Genomic DNA, 15,766 nt, shown 5'->3' on the forward strand with positions numbered 1-15,766 from the left:
TGATCTGGGTGCACGCGGTGTCGGTCGGCGAGACGCGCGCCGCCGAGCCGCTGGTACGCGCCCTGCTCGCGCAGTGGCCCGAACACGCGGTGCTGCTGACCCACATGACGCCCACCGGGCGTGCAACCTCCAAGGCCTTGTTCGGCGACGAGGCGCGCGTGCTGCGCGTCTACCTGCCCTACGACCTCGGCTGGCTGGCGCGGCGCTTCCTGCACCACTTCCGGCCCTCGCTCGGCGTCATCATGGAGACCGAGCTGTGGCCGAACCTGCTCGCCGCCTGCCGCCGGCTGCAGGTGCCGACGATGCTCGCCAACGCCCGCCTGTCGGAGCGCTCCGCGCGCCGCTACGCGCGGGTGCCGGCGCTCACCTCACTGACCCTGGGCGCGCTCGATGCGATCGGCGCGCAGACCGCGGGCGACGCGGTCCGTCTGCGCGCCCTCGGCGCGCGCCGGGTGACCGTGACCGGCAACATCAAGTTCGACGTCGCCCCGACGCCCGCGGCCGAGGCGCGCGGCGCCACCTTCCGCGCCCGCATCGGCGCGCGCCCCGTGCTCCTCGCGGCGAGCACGCGCGAGGGCGAGGAGGCGCTGCTGCTCGCCGCCTTTGCGCAACACGCACCGCCCGACTGCCTGCTCGCCCTGGTGCCACGCCATCCGCAACGCTTCGACGAGGTCGCCGGCGCAGTCAAGGCAGCCGGGCTGGGCCTCCAGCGGCGCTCGGACGAGGCCGAAGTCGCCGCCTCCACCCGGGTCTGGCTGGGCGACTCGATGGGAGAGATGTTCTCGTATTACCTCGCCGCCGACGTCGCGCTGATCGGCGGCAGCTGGCTGCCCTTCGGTGGCCAGAACCTGATCGAGGCCTGCGCAGTGGGAACGCCGGCGATCGTCGGTCCGCACACCTTCAACTTCGCCAAGGTCGCCGAGGACGCAGTCGCCGCCGGCGCCGCGCTGCGCGCGCCCGACCTCGACGCGGGGGTGCGCAGCGCGCTCGCGCTGATCGTCGACCCGGCGCGGCGGCAGGCGGTGGCCGACGCCGGCCGCGCCTTCGCCGCCGCCGACCGCGGCGCCACCGACCGTACGATCGAACTGCTCACGAAGCTTGCGCCATGATGCGCCGCTGTGGAGCGCAGCCCTGTGCGCGATCGCGGCGGTGGTGCTTGCGATGACGGCCGTTATCGCCCTGGGGGCAGGGCTCCTACAGCGGCGGCGCCCGCCGAAGGCGCTGTAGGAGCGCAGCCCTGTGCGCGATCGCGGCGGTGGTGCGTGCGATGACCGCCGTTATCGCCCTGGGGGCAGGGCTCCTACACGGGCCGTTGGCGATGCAGGTTCGTGCCGGGTTGAGGGTCTCAGGGCTCGAGCAGCGCGTTGATCGCGGCGACGTCTTCCTCGCCGAGCGTGCCGGCGGCGGCTTTCAGCCGCAGTTGCGCGAGCAGGGTCTCGTACCGCGCACTGGCGAGCTGCTGCAAGGTGTCGGCGAGTTGGGTCTGGGCATTGAGAACGTCGATGTTGATGCGCACGCCGACCTCGTAGCCGAGCTTGTTGGCGTCCAGCGCCGAGGTGGACGACAGCCTTGCCGCCTCCAGCGCCCTCACCTGTGCCATGCCGCTGGTGACGCCGAGCCAGGATTGACGCGCGGCGAGCGCTGCGCTGCGGCGCGCGTCCTCGAGATCGGCGTCGGCCCGCATGCGCAGCGCCGCCGCCTCGCGGCTCACCGAGGACACCCGCCCGCCGGCGTACAGCGGCATGTTCATCTCGAGGCCGATGCTGGTGACCTCGTTGCGGTCGGAGGACAGCTGCAGGCGGTTGTTGACGCCGTGGCTGGCGACCACGTCGACCGTCGGCAGGTGGCCGGCGCGGGCGCGCTCGACGTCGCGGATCGCGATCTCGCGCACCAGCTCCTGCGCCTGCACGCCGAGGCTCCCCTTTTCGGCGGCCGCCACCCAGGCGGCGATGTCGTCAGGCTGCGGGCGCTGCAGCGCCACCCCCTCGCGCAGGCCGGCGAGCGGCTCGGGCTCGCGGCCGATGAGCTGGGCGAGCGCATGGCGCGCGACCTCGAGCTGGTTCTGCGCGGCGATCTCCTGCGCCGAGGCGAGGTCGTGGCGCGACTGCGCCTCGTGCACATCGGTAATCGTCACCGTACCGACCTCGAAGCTGGTCCTCGCCAGCTCGAGCTGCTCGGAGGCCGCGGTGCGCAGCTGGCTCACTGCGGCGAGCGCGTCCTCGGCATTGAGCACGGCGAAGTAGGCCTCGGCCACGCGCAGCACGAGATCCTCGCGCGCAAGCTCGAACTGGGCGCCGGCGAGCGCGGTGCGCAGCTCGCCCTGCTTGTACTCGACCCAGTTCTGCCAGCGGAACAGCGGCTGGACCAGCTGCAGGCTGTAGCCATTGCTGTTGTAGCTGTCCTCGAGCGTGCTGGGAACGCCGCGGCTACGCAGCTCGACGTCGTTCCAGGTGGTGTTCGCACCCAGGCCGATCTGCGGCAGCAGCCCCGCGCGGCCCTGCACCACCTTCTCCTGACCGGCCTCCAGCTCGGCGCGCGCCGCGGCGTAGCGGGCGTCGTTGGCGAGCGCATCGCGATAGACCTGCATCAGATCGGCGGCGGCAGCGCTGCCCGTCGTCAGCAGCCCAGCCACGCAAATCGCCATCGCTCGTTTCATCTGTCGTCCCTCTGCTTGCGCTGTCGTCCGGTCAGTACTGTGGCATCGTCGGGTCGACCCGAGCCGCCCAGCCGGCGACGCCGCCGGCGAGATTGATCACCCGCTCGAAGCCCTGATGGGCGAGGAAGATGCACACCTGCGCGCTACGCCCGCCATGGTGGCAGATCACCACCGTCTCGCGCTCGCGATCGAGCTCCGCGAGCCTTGCCGGCACCGAGCCCATCGGCATCGGCAGCGAGCCCGCGATGTGGCAGAGCTGGAATTCCCAGGGTTCGCGCACGTCGAGCAGCAGCGGCGCCTCGCGCTCGGGGTCGGCGAGCCGGGCGGCGAGCTGGACGGAGTCGATCTGGCGCATCGTCGGCCTTCAGAAGCGGAAACGGTCGTGTTGCGGCACTTCCCGGAGCATCGGCACCAGGGTCTCGAAGACGTCCTCGGTGCGGTAGCGCCCCTCGGCCTCGCAGGTCACCAGCTGCGCCTTCATCACCGGCGCCTCGCCGACGAAGGCGAACAGACGACCGCCGATCTTGAGCTGGGCGAGCAGCGACTGCGGCAGGAAAGGCAGACCGCCGGAAACGACGATGACGTCGTAGGGCGCGCGCGAGGGCCAGCCCTCGGCGGCATTGCCGTCCTCGACGATGACGTTCTCGACGCCGTAGCGGGCGAGGTTCTCGTTCGCCAGCTTGACCAGGGCGGGCTCGATGTCGATCGTGCGCACCCACTCGGTCCGCGCCGCCAGCAGGGCGGCGAAGTAGCCGGAACCGGCACCGATCTCGAGCACCGAGTCGGATTTCTTCAGCTGCAGCGCCTGCAGAATCTTGCCCTCGATCACCGGCTTCAGCATGACCTGCCCGCAACCGATCGGGATCTCGACGTCGGCGAAGGCGAGCGCGCGCGCGCTCGCCGGCACGAACTCCTCACGCCGCACGGACATCAGGAGATCGAGCACGTCGGTGTCGAGCACGTCCCAGGGACGGATCTGCTGTTCGACCATGTTGAAGCGGGCTTTTTCGAAGTTCATCAGGTGCTCCGGTCCGTATATTAGCACACGCTAATTTATAGCATGCCCAAATGAAAAACTTTCGTATTCTAGCGCAGTCGCCGCGCCGCGACTGCGGCCCTCAGGCCGCCTCGCGCCGCACCCGGTACCACGCCGCGTAGAGCGCGGGCAGGAACAGCATGGTGAGCAGGGTCGCCACCGCCAGTCCACCCATGATCGCCACCGCCATCGGGCCGAAGAACACGCTCGAGGACAGCGGAATCATCGCCAGGATGGTGGCCGCCGCGGTCAGCACGATCGGCCGGAAGCGGCGCACCGCGGACTCCACGATCGCCTCCCAGGGCGCGCGTCCGGCGGCCTGATCCTGGCGGATCTGGTCCACCAGGATCACCGCGTTGCGCATGATCATCCCCGACAGCGCGATCGTGCCGAGCATCGCGACGAAGCCGAAGGGCTTGCCGAAGGCGAGCAGGAAGAAGGTCACCCCGATCATGCCGAGCGGCGCGGTGAGCACCACCATCGCGGTGCGCGAGAAGCTCTGCAGCTGCACCATGAGCACGGTCAGCACCGCGAGCACGAACAGCGGCATGCCGGCACCGACCGAGGTGCTGCCCTTGGCGCTCTCCTCGACCGAGCCGCCGACCTCGAGGCGGAAGCCAAGCGGCAGGCTGTCGCGGATCTCCTCGACCTGCGGCGCGAGCTGGCCGACGATCACCGCCGGCTGCACCTCGCCATAGACGGTGGCGCGCACGGTGACGGTGGGAATGCGGTCGCGGCGCCAGATCACCCCTTGCTCGAAGCCGTACTCCGGCGTCGCCACCTGCGCCAGCGATACCCTGCGCCCGCCCGCCACCGGCAGCGACAGGTCCGGCAACAGGCCGAGATGCACCCGCTCGGACTCGGCACCGCGCAGCATCACCGCGATCGTCTCGCTGCCGTCGCGGAACTCGGTCACCGTCATGCCCTGCAGCGAGGTCGTTAGCAGGCGCGCGATGTCCTCGCTCGACAGGCCGAGCAGTCGCGCCTTGTCCTGGTCGATGCGCAGGCGCACCACCTTCGAGGGCTCTTCCCAGTCGAGGTGCACGTTCGAGAGGTGCGGATTGGCGCGCATCGCTTCCGCCACCCGGTGCGCCTGGCGGCGCATCTCGTCGAAGTCCTGCCCGCTCACCCGGTACTGGATCGGGAAGCCCACCGGCGGGCCGTTCTCGAGCCGGTTGACCACCGCACGCAGCGGCCACGGCTCCTCCTCGAACAGGCGGATCAGCTTCGCCCGCAAGGCCTCCCGCGCCTCTATGCCCTCAGTGAGGACGACGAACTGGGCGAAGTTGGTCTGCGCCAATTGCTGGTCGAGCGGCAGGTAGAAGCGCGGGCTGCCGCCGCCGACCCAGGCGACGTAGTTGTCGATGCCTGGCTGAGCCGCGAGGTAGGCCTCGAGCCGTTTTACTGCGGTCTCGGTCGCGTGGTGCGAGGCGCCCTCTTCCAGGCGCAGATCGACCAGCAGCTCGGGCCGAGTCGAGTCGGGGAAGAATTGCTGCGGGACGTAGCGCACGAAGACCGCCATCGAGCCGACGAAGATCGCCAGCGTGAGCGCGATCACCAGCCACCGGAAGCGCACGCAGCCATCGACCAGCGCGCGCAGGCGCCGGTAGAAGGGGGTGTGGTAGATCGCGTACTCGTCGTGCTGCTCGTGGGCATGGGCATCACGCTCGGCGAGGCGGCGGCCGAGCCTCGGCGAAAGGCGGCCCGCGAGGCGCGCGAGCGCCGAGGGCTGGCCGCGCTGGCGCTGGAAGTCGGGCAGCAGGTAGTAACCGAGGTAGGGCACGAACAGCACTGCCGCCACCCAGGACACGAGCAGCGCGACCACCGTGACCTGGAAGATCGAGCGGGTGAACTCGCCCACCGCCGAAGCGGCGAAGGCGACCGGGAGGAAGCCGGCGGCGGTGACCAGGGTCCCCGACAGCATCGGCATCGCGGTCGAGGTCCACGCGAAGCTCGCCGCCCGCACCCGGTCCCAGCCCTGCTCCATCTTGCTCGCCATCATCTCGACCGCGATGATCGCGTCGTCGACCAGCAGGCCGAGCGCAATGATCAGGGTGCCGAGCGAGATCTTGTGCAGGCCGATGCCGAGCAGGTGCATGAACAGGAAGGTGATCGCCATCACCACCGGGATGATGATCAGCACCACCAGGCCGGTGCGGAAGCCGAGCGACAGCAGGCTCACCGCCATCACCACCAGCACTGCCTCGGCGAGCACCGAGCTGAACTCGTCGATCGAGCGCTTCACCGCACGCGGCTGGTCGGCGACGCGTTCGAGGCGGATGCCGAGCGGCAGCTGGCGCTCGATGCGCTCGACCGCGCCGTCAAGCGCACGGCCGAGCGCGATGATGTCGCCGCCGTCGCGCATCACCACGCCGATGCCGAAGGCGTCCTCGCCCATGAAGCGCATCCGCTCGCCCGGCGGATCGACGTAGCCGCGGCGCACCTCGGCGACGTCGCCGAGGCGGAAGGCGCGCCCCTGGGCGCGGATCACGGTGTCGCCGATCGCCTCGAGATCCTCGAAGGGGCCGCTCGGCCGCAGCCAGATGCGCTCATCCGCGGTCTCGAAGAAGCCGGCGCCGGCGAGCGCGTTCTGACCGGCGAGCGCGCCGACGATGTCGCCCAACGCCAGGCCGAAGGTGGCCAGCTTGGTATTCGACAGCTCGATGTACACCCGCTGCGCCTGCTCGCCGAAGAAGCTCACCTTGGCCACGTCCGGCACGCGCAGCAGCTCGCCGCGGATCGCCTCGGCGTGGCGCTTGAGCTCGGCGTGGCTCAGGCCCTCGCCCACCAGCGCGAACAGGTTGCCGTAGGTGTCGCCGAACTCGTCGTTGAAGAAGGGTCCGATCACGCCGCCCGGCAGCGTGTGGCGGATGTCGGCGATCTTCTTCCGGACCTGATAGAAGATGTCCTGCACCTCGCGTGCCGGGGTGGAGTCCTTGATGAGGAAGAACACCAGCGACTCGCCCGGCTTGGAATAGCTGCGCACCGCGTCGGCCTGGGCGATCTCGTGCAGCTTCTTCTCGATCTTGTCGGTGACCTGCAACTCCATCTCGCGCGCCGAGGCCCCCGGCCATTCGGCGCGCACCACCATGATCTTGAAGGTGAAGGGCGGATCCTCGGACTGCCCGAGGAGGCCGTAGGCGTAGATCCCGATCAGGGTGCTGACGATGAGGAAGTAGAGCACCAGCGAACGGTGCGCCAAGCCCCATTCGGAGACGTTGAAGCGGTTTCCCCCGCCCGCCTGCGCCGGCCCGCTCATCGCGTCACATCCAGCTGCACCGGCGCGCCTTCCTCGACCGGCTTGACCGTGGCGCCTTCGAGGAGCTTGTGCACCCCGGCGATCACCACCCGCGCCGGCGACGGCAGTCCCCCGGTGACGAGCACGCCGTCCTCGCGGAAATCGCCGATCTCGACCTCGACCGGGCGCACGCTGGAATCCTCGTCCACCACCCACACCCGCGCGCTGCCGTCGATCCGCGTCACCGCCGGCAGCGGCAGCAGCACGCCGCCGGTCTGCTCGCCGGCGAAGGCCACGCTCGCGGTGGCGCCTAGCTTCAGACCCTGGTCGGCCTGCGGTACCGCCACCCGCACCGCATAGCTTCGGGTGGCCGGATCGGCCGCGGGGGCGAGCTCGCGCACCCGCGCCGGGTAGGTCCTGTCCTCCTCGGCCCACGGCCGCACCACCGCCGCGGTGCCGACCGCGAGCTCGCCGACGCGGCTCTCCGGGACGTGGATCAGCACCTCGAGCTCGCCCGGCTGGGCCACGCGGACCACCGGCTGGCCGGCGGCCACCACCTGCCCCGCCTCGGCGGTGACCGTGGTCACGACGCCGGCAGCGGTGGCGAGCAGGCGGGTGTAGTCGGCCTGGTTGATCGCCACATCCGACTGCGCCCTGGCCTGGCGCAGGCGTGCCTCGGCCGCCTGCATCGCGGTGCGGCTGGCGTCGAGCGCGGACTGGCTGATGAACTCGCGCCGGCGCAGCTCGGTGGCACGCTCGAACTCGCTGCGCGCGAGCGCGAGGTCGGCCTCGGCCGCCGCCGCACTCGCCGCCGCCGCGCGCGCGGCCAGACGCGCGTCCTCGATGTCGAGCACGGCCAGCACCTGGCCGGGGCGTACCATGTCGCCGACATCCACCCGGCGCTCGACGATCTTGCCGCCGATGCGGAAGCCGAGGTCGGTCTCCACCCGCGCCCGAACCTCGCCGGTATACACCCGCATCGCGGCCTCGGCGGCGGCGCCATCGATCGTACGCACCAGTACCGCTGGCGCCGAGGCCTCCTCGGGCGCCGGCGGCGCACAGGCAAGTAGCAGGAAGGCGGCCAGCAGGGCGAGGCCGGAAGCGCGTAAACGGCGTGTGTTCATGGGTGTGGATTCGTCGAGGATGGGCGCCGCGATGCGGCGGAATCCCGCGAGTTTACCCGCACGCGGCAGCCCGCGGCGAACCTCGCAGCCGCATCGCCCGTGCCGGATCGATCGCAGGCACTGTAGGAGCGCTGCCCCCAGGGCGATAGCAGCCGTCATCACCGGCACAAGCGCCGTTGATCGCGCTGAGGGCAGCGCTCCTGCACCCCCCGCGTCGCGCCTCGGACGCCGCGCGCCGCCACCGCATTCGCGCGCCTGCGCCCCCCGCCTTGCCAGCGTCGATCGCATCCAGTATGGTACGCGATGCCGTTGGGGGTGCCTGCGATTCGCGCACGGCTGAGAAAGACCCTTCGAACCTGATCCGGCTTGCACCGGCGTAGGGAAACGTGACCATGAATCAGACCCAGCAAGCGGCCCCCGCGCCCGCCTCTTCCATCCCGAACGTCGTCTCGATCGCCGGCGTCGACCCGAGCGGCGGTGCCGGCGTGTTCGCCGACCTCAAGACCTTCTCCGCGCTCGGCGCCTATGGCTGCGGCGTCGTCGCCGCACTCACCGCGCAGAACACCCAGGGTGTCACCGGCGTGCACGTGCCGCCCACCGACTTCCTGCGCCTGCAGATCGACACCCTGTACGCCGACGTGCGCCTGCACGCGACCAAGATCGGCATGCTCGGCAGCGCCGAGGTCACCGCCACCGTGGCCGATCGACTCGCTCACTGGCAGGCGGAGAACATCGTGCTCGACCCGGTGATGGTCGCCAAGAGCGGCGACAGCCTGCTCGCGAAGAGCGCGATCGCGATGATGCGCGACGCGCTGTTCCCGCAGGCCTTCCTGATCACGCCCAACCTGCCCGAGGCCGGCGTGCTGCTCGAGCAGCGCGCGCCCGAGACGGTCAAGGAGATGTACCGCGCCGCCGAGCGCCTGCGCGAGTTGCTGCCGACATCGAGCGCACGCTGGGTGCTGCTCAAGGGCGGCCACCTGCCCGGCAACGAGCTGGTCGACCTGCTGTTCGATGGCGACCGCATGGTCGAGCTGCCGGCGCCGCGCATCGAGACGAAGAACACCCACGGCACCGGATGCACGCTGAGTTCGGCAATTGCCGCCCTGCTGCCCCAGCATGCCGGCCTGCGCCCGGTCGAGGCTGCGGTGCGCCAGGCCCGCCAGTGGCTGCTCGGCGCGATCGCCCATGCCGACGAGCTCGCCGTCGGCAGCGGGCACGGCCCGGTCCATCACTTTCATGCGCTCTGGCCCAGGCCGACCGGCCCGCGCTGAGGCGCTGCGCCTCTGAGCCTCTGCGCAACCAACCGCGCGCCCGCCCGCGCGCCGCGCCGCAATTCCCCCACGGAGACGAAATCCATGAACGCCAACGAGAAATTCATCGCCGCCGAGGCCCAGGTCGACGAGGCGGCGATCGCGCCGCTGCCCAACTCACGCAAGGTCTACGTCGAGGGTTCGCGTCCCGACATCCGGGTGCCGATGCGCGAGATCGTCCAGGCCGACACCCCGGCCTCGTTCGGCGCCGAGCCCAACCCGCCGATCTTCGTGTACGACTGCTCCGGCCCCTACTCCGACCCGCTCGCCCATGTCGACATCCGCTCCGGCCTGCCTGCGCTGCGCCAGCAGTGGATCGACGAGCGCGGCGACACCGAGCTGCTGGCCGGGCTGTCCTCCGAGTTCGGCCGCGAGCGCGCCGCCGACCCCGCGCTCGACGAACTGCGCTTCCCCGGCCTGCACCGCAAGCCGCGCCGCGCGAAGGCGGGCGCCAATGTCACCCAGATGCACTACGCCCGGCGCGGCATCGTCACCCCCGAGATGGAGTTCATCGCGATCCGCGAGAACCTCAACCGCGAGAAGTACATCGAGTCGCTGCGCGCCACCGGCCCGAAGGGCCAGAAGATGGCCGACATGATGCTGCGCCAGCACCCCGGCCAGAGCTTCGGTGCGAGCCTGCCGACGACGATCACCCCCGAGTTCGTGCGCGACGAAGTCGCCCGCGGACGCGCGATCATCCCCGCCAACATCAACCACCCGGAAACCGAGCCGATGATCATCGGACGCAATTTCCTGGTGAAGATCAACGCCAACATCGGCAACTCGGCGCTCGGCTCCTCGATCAGCGAGGAGGTCGACAAGATGACCTGGTCGATCCGCTGGGGCGGCGACACCGTGATGGATCTGTCGACCGGCAAGAACATCCACGAGACGCGCGAGTGGATCGTCCGCAACAGCCCGGTGCCGATCGGCACCGTGCCGATCTACCAGGCCCTCGAGAAGGTCGACGGCAAGGCCGAGGCGCTCACCTGGGAGATCTTCCGCGACACCCTGATCGAGCAGGCCGAGCAGGGGGTGGATTACTTCACCATCCACGCCGGCGTGCTGCTGCGCTACGTGCCGCTGACTGCCAACCGCATGACCGGGATCGTCAGCCGCGGCGGCTCGATCATGGCCAAGTGGTGCCTGGCGCATCACAAGGAGAGCTTCCTCTACACCCACTTCGAGGACATCTGCGAGATCATGAAGGCCTACGACGTGGCCTTCTCGCTCGGCGACGGCCTGCGCCCCGGCTCGATCTACGACGCCAACGACGAGGCCCAGCTCGGCGAACTCAGGACGCTGGGCGAGCTCACCGACATCGCCTGGAAGCACGACGTTCAGGTGATGATCGAGGGCCCGGGCCATGTGCCGCTGCACATGATCCGCGAGAACATGGACCTGCAGCTCGAGCAGTGCAAGGAGGCGCCGTTCTACACCCTGGGCCCGCTGACCACCGACATCGCGCCGGGCTACGACCACATCACCAGCGGCATCGGCGCCGCCACCATCGGCTGGTACGGCACCGCGATGCTGTGCTACGTGACGCCCAAGGAGCACCTCGGCCTGCCCAACAAGCAGGACGTCAAGGAAGGCATCATCACCTACAAGCTCGCCGCCCACGCCGCCGACCTCGCCAAGGGTCACCCCGGCGCGCAGATCCGCGACAACGCGCTCTCCAAGGCGCGCTTCGAGTTCCGCTGGGAGGACCAGTTCAACCTCGGCCTCGACCCCGACAAGGCGAAGGAATTCCACGACGAGACCCTGCCCAAGGACTCGGCCAAGGTGGCGCACTTCTGCTCGATGTGCGGCCCGCACTTCTGCTCGATGAAGATCACCCAGGACGTGCGCGACTTCGCCGCCGCGCAGGGCATCGACGAGCAGGCCGCGCTCGAGATGGGGATGGAGGTGAAGTCGATCGAGTTCGTGAAGAGCGGCGCGGAGGTGTATCGGAACGTCTGACGGCCGCGAGACTGCGGCCGGGCCTGCAGTGAGTGGAGCCCGGTCGCCGTCACCGCATTGTCGGCAGGGCGGGCTATTAACCCGGCAATCAAATAGGTTTTGATATAATTCGGGTATGGAAAAGATCGATGCCCGCAAGCTTCCGCCCGAAGCCCTGGAACACATTCGTCGCCAAGCATTTGTACTGCGCAAGCAAGGCTACTCATGGACGCACATCGCTGAAGTGTGTGGGGTTCATGTCGGTACCGTTTTGAAATGGGCGCGGCGCACCCAGGCTGACGACCTCGACGCCGTCATCAAGGGCGGGCAACGTGGTCGGCGCCATGGCTCGGGACGAACTTTGACGCTGGTTCAAGAGGAGCAACTGCGTTTGAAGATCATCGGCTCGAACCCCGCCCAACTGCAGCTCGAGTTTGCGCTGTGGAATCGTCGCGCGGTCATGCTCGCCATCAAGCAGCTCTTTGGCATCGACATGCCCATTCGCACCGTCGGTGAGTACCTTCGGCGGTGGGGTTTCACGCCGCAGCGGCCGGTCAAGCGTGCGCTTGAGCAGGATCCGGCCCGGCTCAAGGCGTGGCTTGAGGACGAGTATCCGAAGATCGTTGCGCGCGCCAAGACTGAGGATGCCGAGATCTACTGGGGTGACGAGACCGCCATTCGCCAGGACTCGCACTGGGTGCGCGGCTACTCGATGGCGGGGCTGACGCCTGAGCTTCGACTGCCGGCCGGTCGCCATGGATCGACATCGATGATCTCGGCGATCACCAACCAAGGCTTGGTGCGCTTCTCGTTCTTCGAGGGCGCCATCGATGCGGAGCGCTTCATCGTGTTCTTGAAGGACCTGATTCAGGATGCGCAGCGTAAGGTGTTCCTGATCGTCGACAACTTGCGCGTGCACCGCGCCAACCGTGTCCGCGAATGGGCTGCCGAAAACACCGAGAAGATCGAGCTGTTTTACCTGCCGCCGTACGCGCCGGAACTCAACCCCGACGAGTATCTGAACCGGGATCTGAAAACGACGATACGCTCCGGGCCGATTGCCAGGACCGCCGCCGCACTTCTCGAGAAGGCGCGTACGTGCATGGAACGCATCGCTACGATGCCGGATCGTGTGCGGTCGTATTTCAGCCATGAGTACGTTCGCTACGCTCAGTAATTTAGCTATTTGATTGCCGGGTTAATAGGATGGAACGGCAGCATCCACCCTGAGCGCAAGGAGTACCACCATGCCCATGATGAAAGCCACCGTCTTCGTCGCCCCCGGCCGCATCGAACTGGTCGACAAGCCGGTCCCCGAGATCGGCCCCAACGACGCCCTGCTCCGCATCACCACGACCACGATCTGCGGCACCGACGTCCATATCCTGAAGGGCGAGTATCCGGTCAAGCCGGGCCTGACGATCGGCCACGAGCCGGTCGGCGTGATCGAGAAGCTCGGCAGCGCGGTGCAGGGCTACGCCGAGGGCCAGCGCGTGATCGCCGGCGCGATCTGCCCCAACTTCAACTCCTACGCCGCGCAGGACGGCGCGCCCTCGCAGGACGGCAGCTACCTCATCCCCTCCGGCCAGTGCGGCGCCCACGGCTACAAGGCCACCGCCGGCTGGCGCTTCGGCAACCTGATCGACGGCACGCAGGCCGAATACGTGCGGGTGCCCGACGCCCAGGCCAACCTCGCCCCCATCCCCGACGGCCTCAGCGACGAGCAGGTCCTGATGTGCCCGGACATCATGTCGACCGGCTTCAAGGGCGCGGAGAACGCCAACATCCGCCTCGGCGACACCGTGGCGGTGTTCGCCCAGGGTCCGATCGGCCTGTGCGCCACCGCCGGCGCGCGACTGATGGGGGCGACCACGGTGATCGCGGTCGATGGCAACCCGCACCGCCTCGGCATCTCGAAGGTGATGGGCGCGGACGTCACGCTGAATTTCCACGACTGCGACGTCGTCGAGGAAATCATGAAGCTCACCCGCGGCCGCGGCGTCGATTCCGCGATCGAGGCACTCGGCACGCAGGGCACCTTCGAGTCGGCGCTGCGCGTCCTGAAGCCCGGCGGCACGCTGTCCAGCCTCGGCGTGTATTCGTCCGACCTGACGATTCCGGTGTCGGCCTTCGCGGCCGGCCTCGGCGACCACCGCATCAACACCGCGCTCTGTCCGGGCGGCAAGGAACGCATGCGCCGGCTGATGAACGTGGTCGCATCCAAACGGGTCGATCTCGGCGTGCTGGTCACCCATACCTACAAGCTCGACGACATCGTCGCCGCCTACGAGCTGTTCGCCAACCAGCGCGACGGCGTGCTGAAGGTCGCGATCAAGCCGTCCTGAGGCGCGGGCGGACGCATCGTCACGGGGGGCGGGCGGCTTCGCGCCACCGCCCTCGCGCCACCTGCTAGGCGCCGCGCACGCGGCTGATCTCGGCCTCCAGGCGATACTGCTTCACCTTCTGGTACAGCGTGCTCTTGGCGATGTCGAGCTCGCGCGCGGCCTTCGTCAGGTTGCCGCGGGTGGCGGCGATCGCGCAGCGGATCAGCTCCGCCTCGCCAGTCGCGATACTGCGCACCGCAGGCAGCGACGGTGACGGCGCCGACCGGGCTTCGTCCGCGAGATCGACTCCGTCACCGCTCAGCTCCGGCGGCAGCAATCCGGTTCCGAGCAGCTCGCCCTCGCCCATCAGCACCATGCTCTCGATGACGTTGCGCAGCTCGCGCACGTTGCCCGGCCACGCGTAACCCTCGAGCCGCGCGATCGCCGCCTCCTCGAGCCGGCGCGGCCCCAGCCCGTGACGTTCGCGGAACACCTCGACGAAATGGTTGGCGAGCAGACGAACGTCGCCGGGACGGTCGCGCAGCGCGGGGATGCGGATCGAGGTCACCGCCACGCGGTAATACAGATCCATGCGGAAGCGGCCGGCGGCCACCTCCTGGCGCAGGTCACGGTGAGTCGCGGCGACCAGGCGAAAATTCACCTTGCGCGGCGCATTCTCGCCGAGCCGGTAAATCTCCCCCTGCTCCAGCACCCGCAGCAGATGTGGTTGCAGGTCGAGCGGCATCTCGCCGAGCTCGTCGAGGAACAAAGTGCCACCGTTGGCCGCCTCGATCTTGCCCATCATCCCGCCCTTGCGGGCACCGGTGAAGGCGCCCTCGGCGTAGCCGAACAACTCGCTCGCGAGCAGTTCGCGCGAAAGTCCGCCGCAGTTGAGCGCTACATAGGGGCCGTCGCTGTGGGTGCTGGCCTTGTGGATGCCCTGGGCGAACTCCTCCTTGCCCACGCCGGTCTCCCCCAGCAAGAGCACCGGCACGCGCGAGCGGGCGAGCTGTTCGGCCTTGCGCAAGGCCTCGCACAGGCCGGCGTCGGCAGTGACGATCGTGGAGAAGGCGGCGGGGAGCGCCGTGGCGAGTGCGCTGCGCACCGCCGGTTCGCCCGCCAGCGTCCGCGCCGGCTCGACCGCCCGCGCGCGACCGAGCCGCGGCAGCGGCACCACCATCAAGGTCCCCAGGCGCTCGCCGCGGCTGCTCACCGGCGCCAGCCACTCGGGCCGCAGCCAGCCCGGCAGGGGCTGATCCTCATTGCCGAGGGCGAGCGCCGGGATCCGGCGCGGCGTCGCGAGGTCGAGGTCGGCGCCGAAGGCGGCGATCGCCGCCTGCGCGTTCTCGTTGGCCTTGATCGGATAGCCGCGGCGGTCGAACAGCACGATGCCCTCGGTGCCGCCACGCCAGTGATGCAGGGCCGCCTCCAGCAGGCGGTAGCGGCGATCCATCTCGAGCATGGTCAGGCGGCTCTCGATCCGGCTCGCGGTGGTGACCACCAGCGCCAGACTCTGGCGGCTGTAGGTCTCCGACAGGCCGGACACATCCACCACGCCGAGGATCTCGCCGTCGTGAGGGTGGCGAATCACGGTGGCCGAACAGGTCCACCGCTTGATGCCGGCGCAGTAATGCTCGGCGGAGTGGATCTGCACCGGCTGGCCCACGGCGAGCGCGGTGCCGATCGCGTTGGTGCCGCACACCGGTTCGCTCCAGGCCACGCCCGGCAAGAGGTGGATCGATTCGGCCTGCGCCAGCGTCGGGTTGTCACCCTCCATCGTGAGGATCGTGGAGCTCGTGTCGGCGAGCGCCATCACCGTGCCGGTCTCGGCGAGGAAGTCCCGTGCGCAGGCCATGATCGGCGCGCTCGCCTGCAGCAGTTCACCGTGGCGTGCGCGGTGCCGTTCGAGGGTGGTTTCGGCGACCGGGGGGGGCGCACTGCGCTGGCCGGGGTCGACATTGTGCTGCTGACAGCGCTGCCAGGAGCCGTCGACCAGGCTGCGCAGTGCGTCGTTCTGCGGACCGCCGCCGTTCAGGAAGCGCTCCCATGCCGCCATGACTGCGGCATCATTGCCGGGATCGGAAAAAATCCGCCGGTCGGATGTATGCGGTGCGTTCAACTGTCTCCTCCTCGCGGA

Annotated in this window: 11 protein-coding genes and 1 riboswitch; of the genes, 5 read left to right on the plus strand and 6 right to left on the minus strand. The window is 69.3% G+C overall.

The window, feature by feature from the left end:
• Positions 1–1,109 (plus strand): lipid IV(A) 3-deoxy-D-manno-octulosonic acid transferase (gene waaA / locus BB334_RS18485; protein WP_068808926.1); only part of this gene is annotated, 1,109 nt, incomplete at its 5' end.
• A gap of 236 nt (positions 1,110–1,345) precedes the next feature.
• On the opposite strand, the gene BB334_RS11250 is transcribed toward waaA, so the two are convergent.
• The 5 genes from BB334_RS11250 to BB334_RS11270 all read right to left on the minus strand — a co-directional run bounded on the left by BB334_RS11250 (position 1,346) and on the right by BB334_RS11270 (position 8,054).
• On the minus strand, positions 1,346–2,656 hold the full coding sequence (locus BB334_RS11250; protein ID WP_068808596.1) for a TolC family outer membrane protein: 1,311 nt from the start codon (positions 2,654–2,656) through the stop codon (positions 1,346–1,348).
• Between the two features lie 31 nt (positions 2,657–2,687).
• Positions 2,688–3,011 carry a rhodanese-like domain-containing protein gene (locus BB334_RS11255; protein WP_068808597.1) on the minus strand — a complete coding sequence of 108 codons (324 nt, stop codon included), beginning with the start codon at positions 3,009–3,011 and terminating at the stop codon, positions 2,688–2,690.
• 9 nt (positions 3,012–3,020) lie between these two features.
• A complete protein-coding gene (locus BB334_RS11260) occupies positions 3,021–3,674 on the minus strand; it encodes a protein-L-isoaspartate O-methyltransferase family protein (RefSeq protein ID WP_068808598.1) in 654 nt (217 codons plus the stop codon).
• A gap of 100 nt (positions 3,675–3,774) precedes the next feature.
• Positions 3,775–6,951 (minus strand): efflux RND transporter permease subunit, encoded by a 3,177-nt coding sequence (locus BB334_RS11265; protein WP_068808599.1) that lies wholly within the window; start codon positions 6,949–6,951, stop codon positions 3,775–3,777.
• On the minus strand, positions 6,948–8,054 hold the full coding sequence (locus BB334_RS11270; protein ID WP_068808600.1) for an efflux RND transporter periplasmic adaptor subunit: 1,107 nt from the start codon (positions 8,052–8,054) through the stop codon (positions 6,948–6,950). Before BB334_RS11270 ends, BB334_RS11265 begins: the two co-directional genes overlap by 4 nt.
• Positions 8,055–8,355: 301 nt before the next feature.
• A riboswitch (TPP riboswitch) is annotated at positions 8,356–8,454 on the plus strand.
• Here BB334_RS11270 and thiD point away from each other — a divergent pair.
• The 4 genes from thiD (at position 8,447) to BB334_RS11290 (ending at position 13,650) form a co-directional block, all read left to right on the plus strand.
• A complete protein-coding gene (gene thiD, locus BB334_RS11275; protein ID WP_068808601.1) occupies positions 8,447–9,325 on the plus strand; it encodes a bifunctional hydroxymethylpyrimidine kinase/phosphomethylpyrimidine kinase in 879 nt (292 codons plus the stop codon). It overlaps the preceding riboswitch by 8 nt.
• Positions 9,326–9,409: 84 nt before the next feature.
• Positions 9,410–11,326 carry a phosphomethylpyrimidine synthase ThiC gene (gene thiC, locus BB334_RS11280; RefSeq protein WP_068808602.1) on the plus strand — a complete coding sequence of 639 codons (1,917 nt, stop codon included), beginning with the start codon at positions 9,410–9,412 and terminating at the stop codon, positions 11,324–11,326.
• Positions 11,327–11,441: 115 nt separating this feature from the next.
• Entirely contained in the window at positions 11,442–12,482 is a 1,041-nt protein-coding gene (locus tag BB334_RS11285; RefSeq protein WP_068808603.1) for an IS630 family transposase, read from the plus strand.
• Positions 12,483–12,552: 70 nt separating this feature from the next.
• Positions 12,553–13,650: an NAD(P)-dependent alcohol dehydrogenase gene (locus BB334_RS11290; protein WP_068808604.1), complete on the plus strand. Its 1,098-nt coding sequence runs from the start codon at positions 12,553–12,555 to the stop codon at positions 13,648–13,650.
• A 64-nt stretch (positions 13,651–13,714) separates the two neighbouring features.
• Here the strand turns inward: BB334_RS11290 and BB334_RS11295 are convergent, their stop codons facing one another.
• Positions 13,715–15,685, minus strand: coding sequence for a sigma-54-dependent Fis family transcriptional regulator (locus tag BB334_RS11295; protein ID WP_068808605.1), 1,971 nt, complete (start codon positions 15,683–15,685; stop codon positions 13,715–13,717).
• Positions 15,686–15,766: the final 81 nt, after the last annotated feature.

The sequence above is a fragment of the Thauera phenolivorans genome (assembly GCF_001696715.1).
Classification (GTDB): Bacteria; Pseudomonadota; Gammaproteobacteria; order Burkholderiales; family Rhodocyclaceae; genus Thauera; species Thauera phenolivorans.

Bases quoted from the DNA above. Each gene is read 5' to 3' on its own strand.
- BB334_RS11260 (WP_068808598.1), bottom strand. From the start codon at position 3,674: ATGAACTTCGAAAAAGCCCGCTTCAACATGGTCGAACAGCAGATCCGT.
- BB334_RS11265 (WP_068808599.1), bottom strand. From the start codon at position 6,951: ATGAGCGGGCCGGCGCAGGCGGGCGGGGGAAACCGCTTCAACGTCTCC.
- BB334_RS11285 (WP_068808603.1), top strand. From the start codon at position 11,442: ATGGAAAAGATCGATGCCCGCAAGCTTCCGCCCGAAGCCCTGGAACAC.
- BB334_RS11250 (WP_068808596.1), bottom strand. From the start codon at position 2,656: ATGAAACGAGCGATGGCGATTTGCGTGGCTGGGCTGCTGACGACGGGC.
- BB334_RS11290 (WP_068808604.1), top strand. From the start codon at position 12,553: ATGCCCATGATGAAAGCCACCGTCTTCGTCGCCCCCGGCCGCATCGAA.
- BB334_RS11295 (WP_068808605.1), bottom strand. From the start codon at position 15,685: ATGGCGGCATGGGAGCGCTTCCTGAACGGCGGCGGTCCGCAGAACGAC.
- BB334_RS11270 (WP_068808600.1), bottom strand. From the start codon at position 8,054: ATGAACACACGCCGTTTACGCGCTTCCGGCCTCGCCCTGCTGGCCGCC.
- thiC (WP_068808602.1), top strand. From the start codon at position 9,410: ATGAACGCCAACGAGAAATTCATCGCCGCCGAGGCCCAGGTCGACGAG.
- BB334_RS11255 (WP_068808597.1), bottom strand. From the start codon at position 3,011: ATGCGCCAGATCGACTCCGTCCAGCTCGCCGCCCGGCTCGCCGACCCC.
- thiD (WP_068808601.1), top strand. From the start codon at position 8,447: ATGAATCAGACCCAGCAAGCGGCCCCCGCGCCCGCCTCTTCCATCCCG.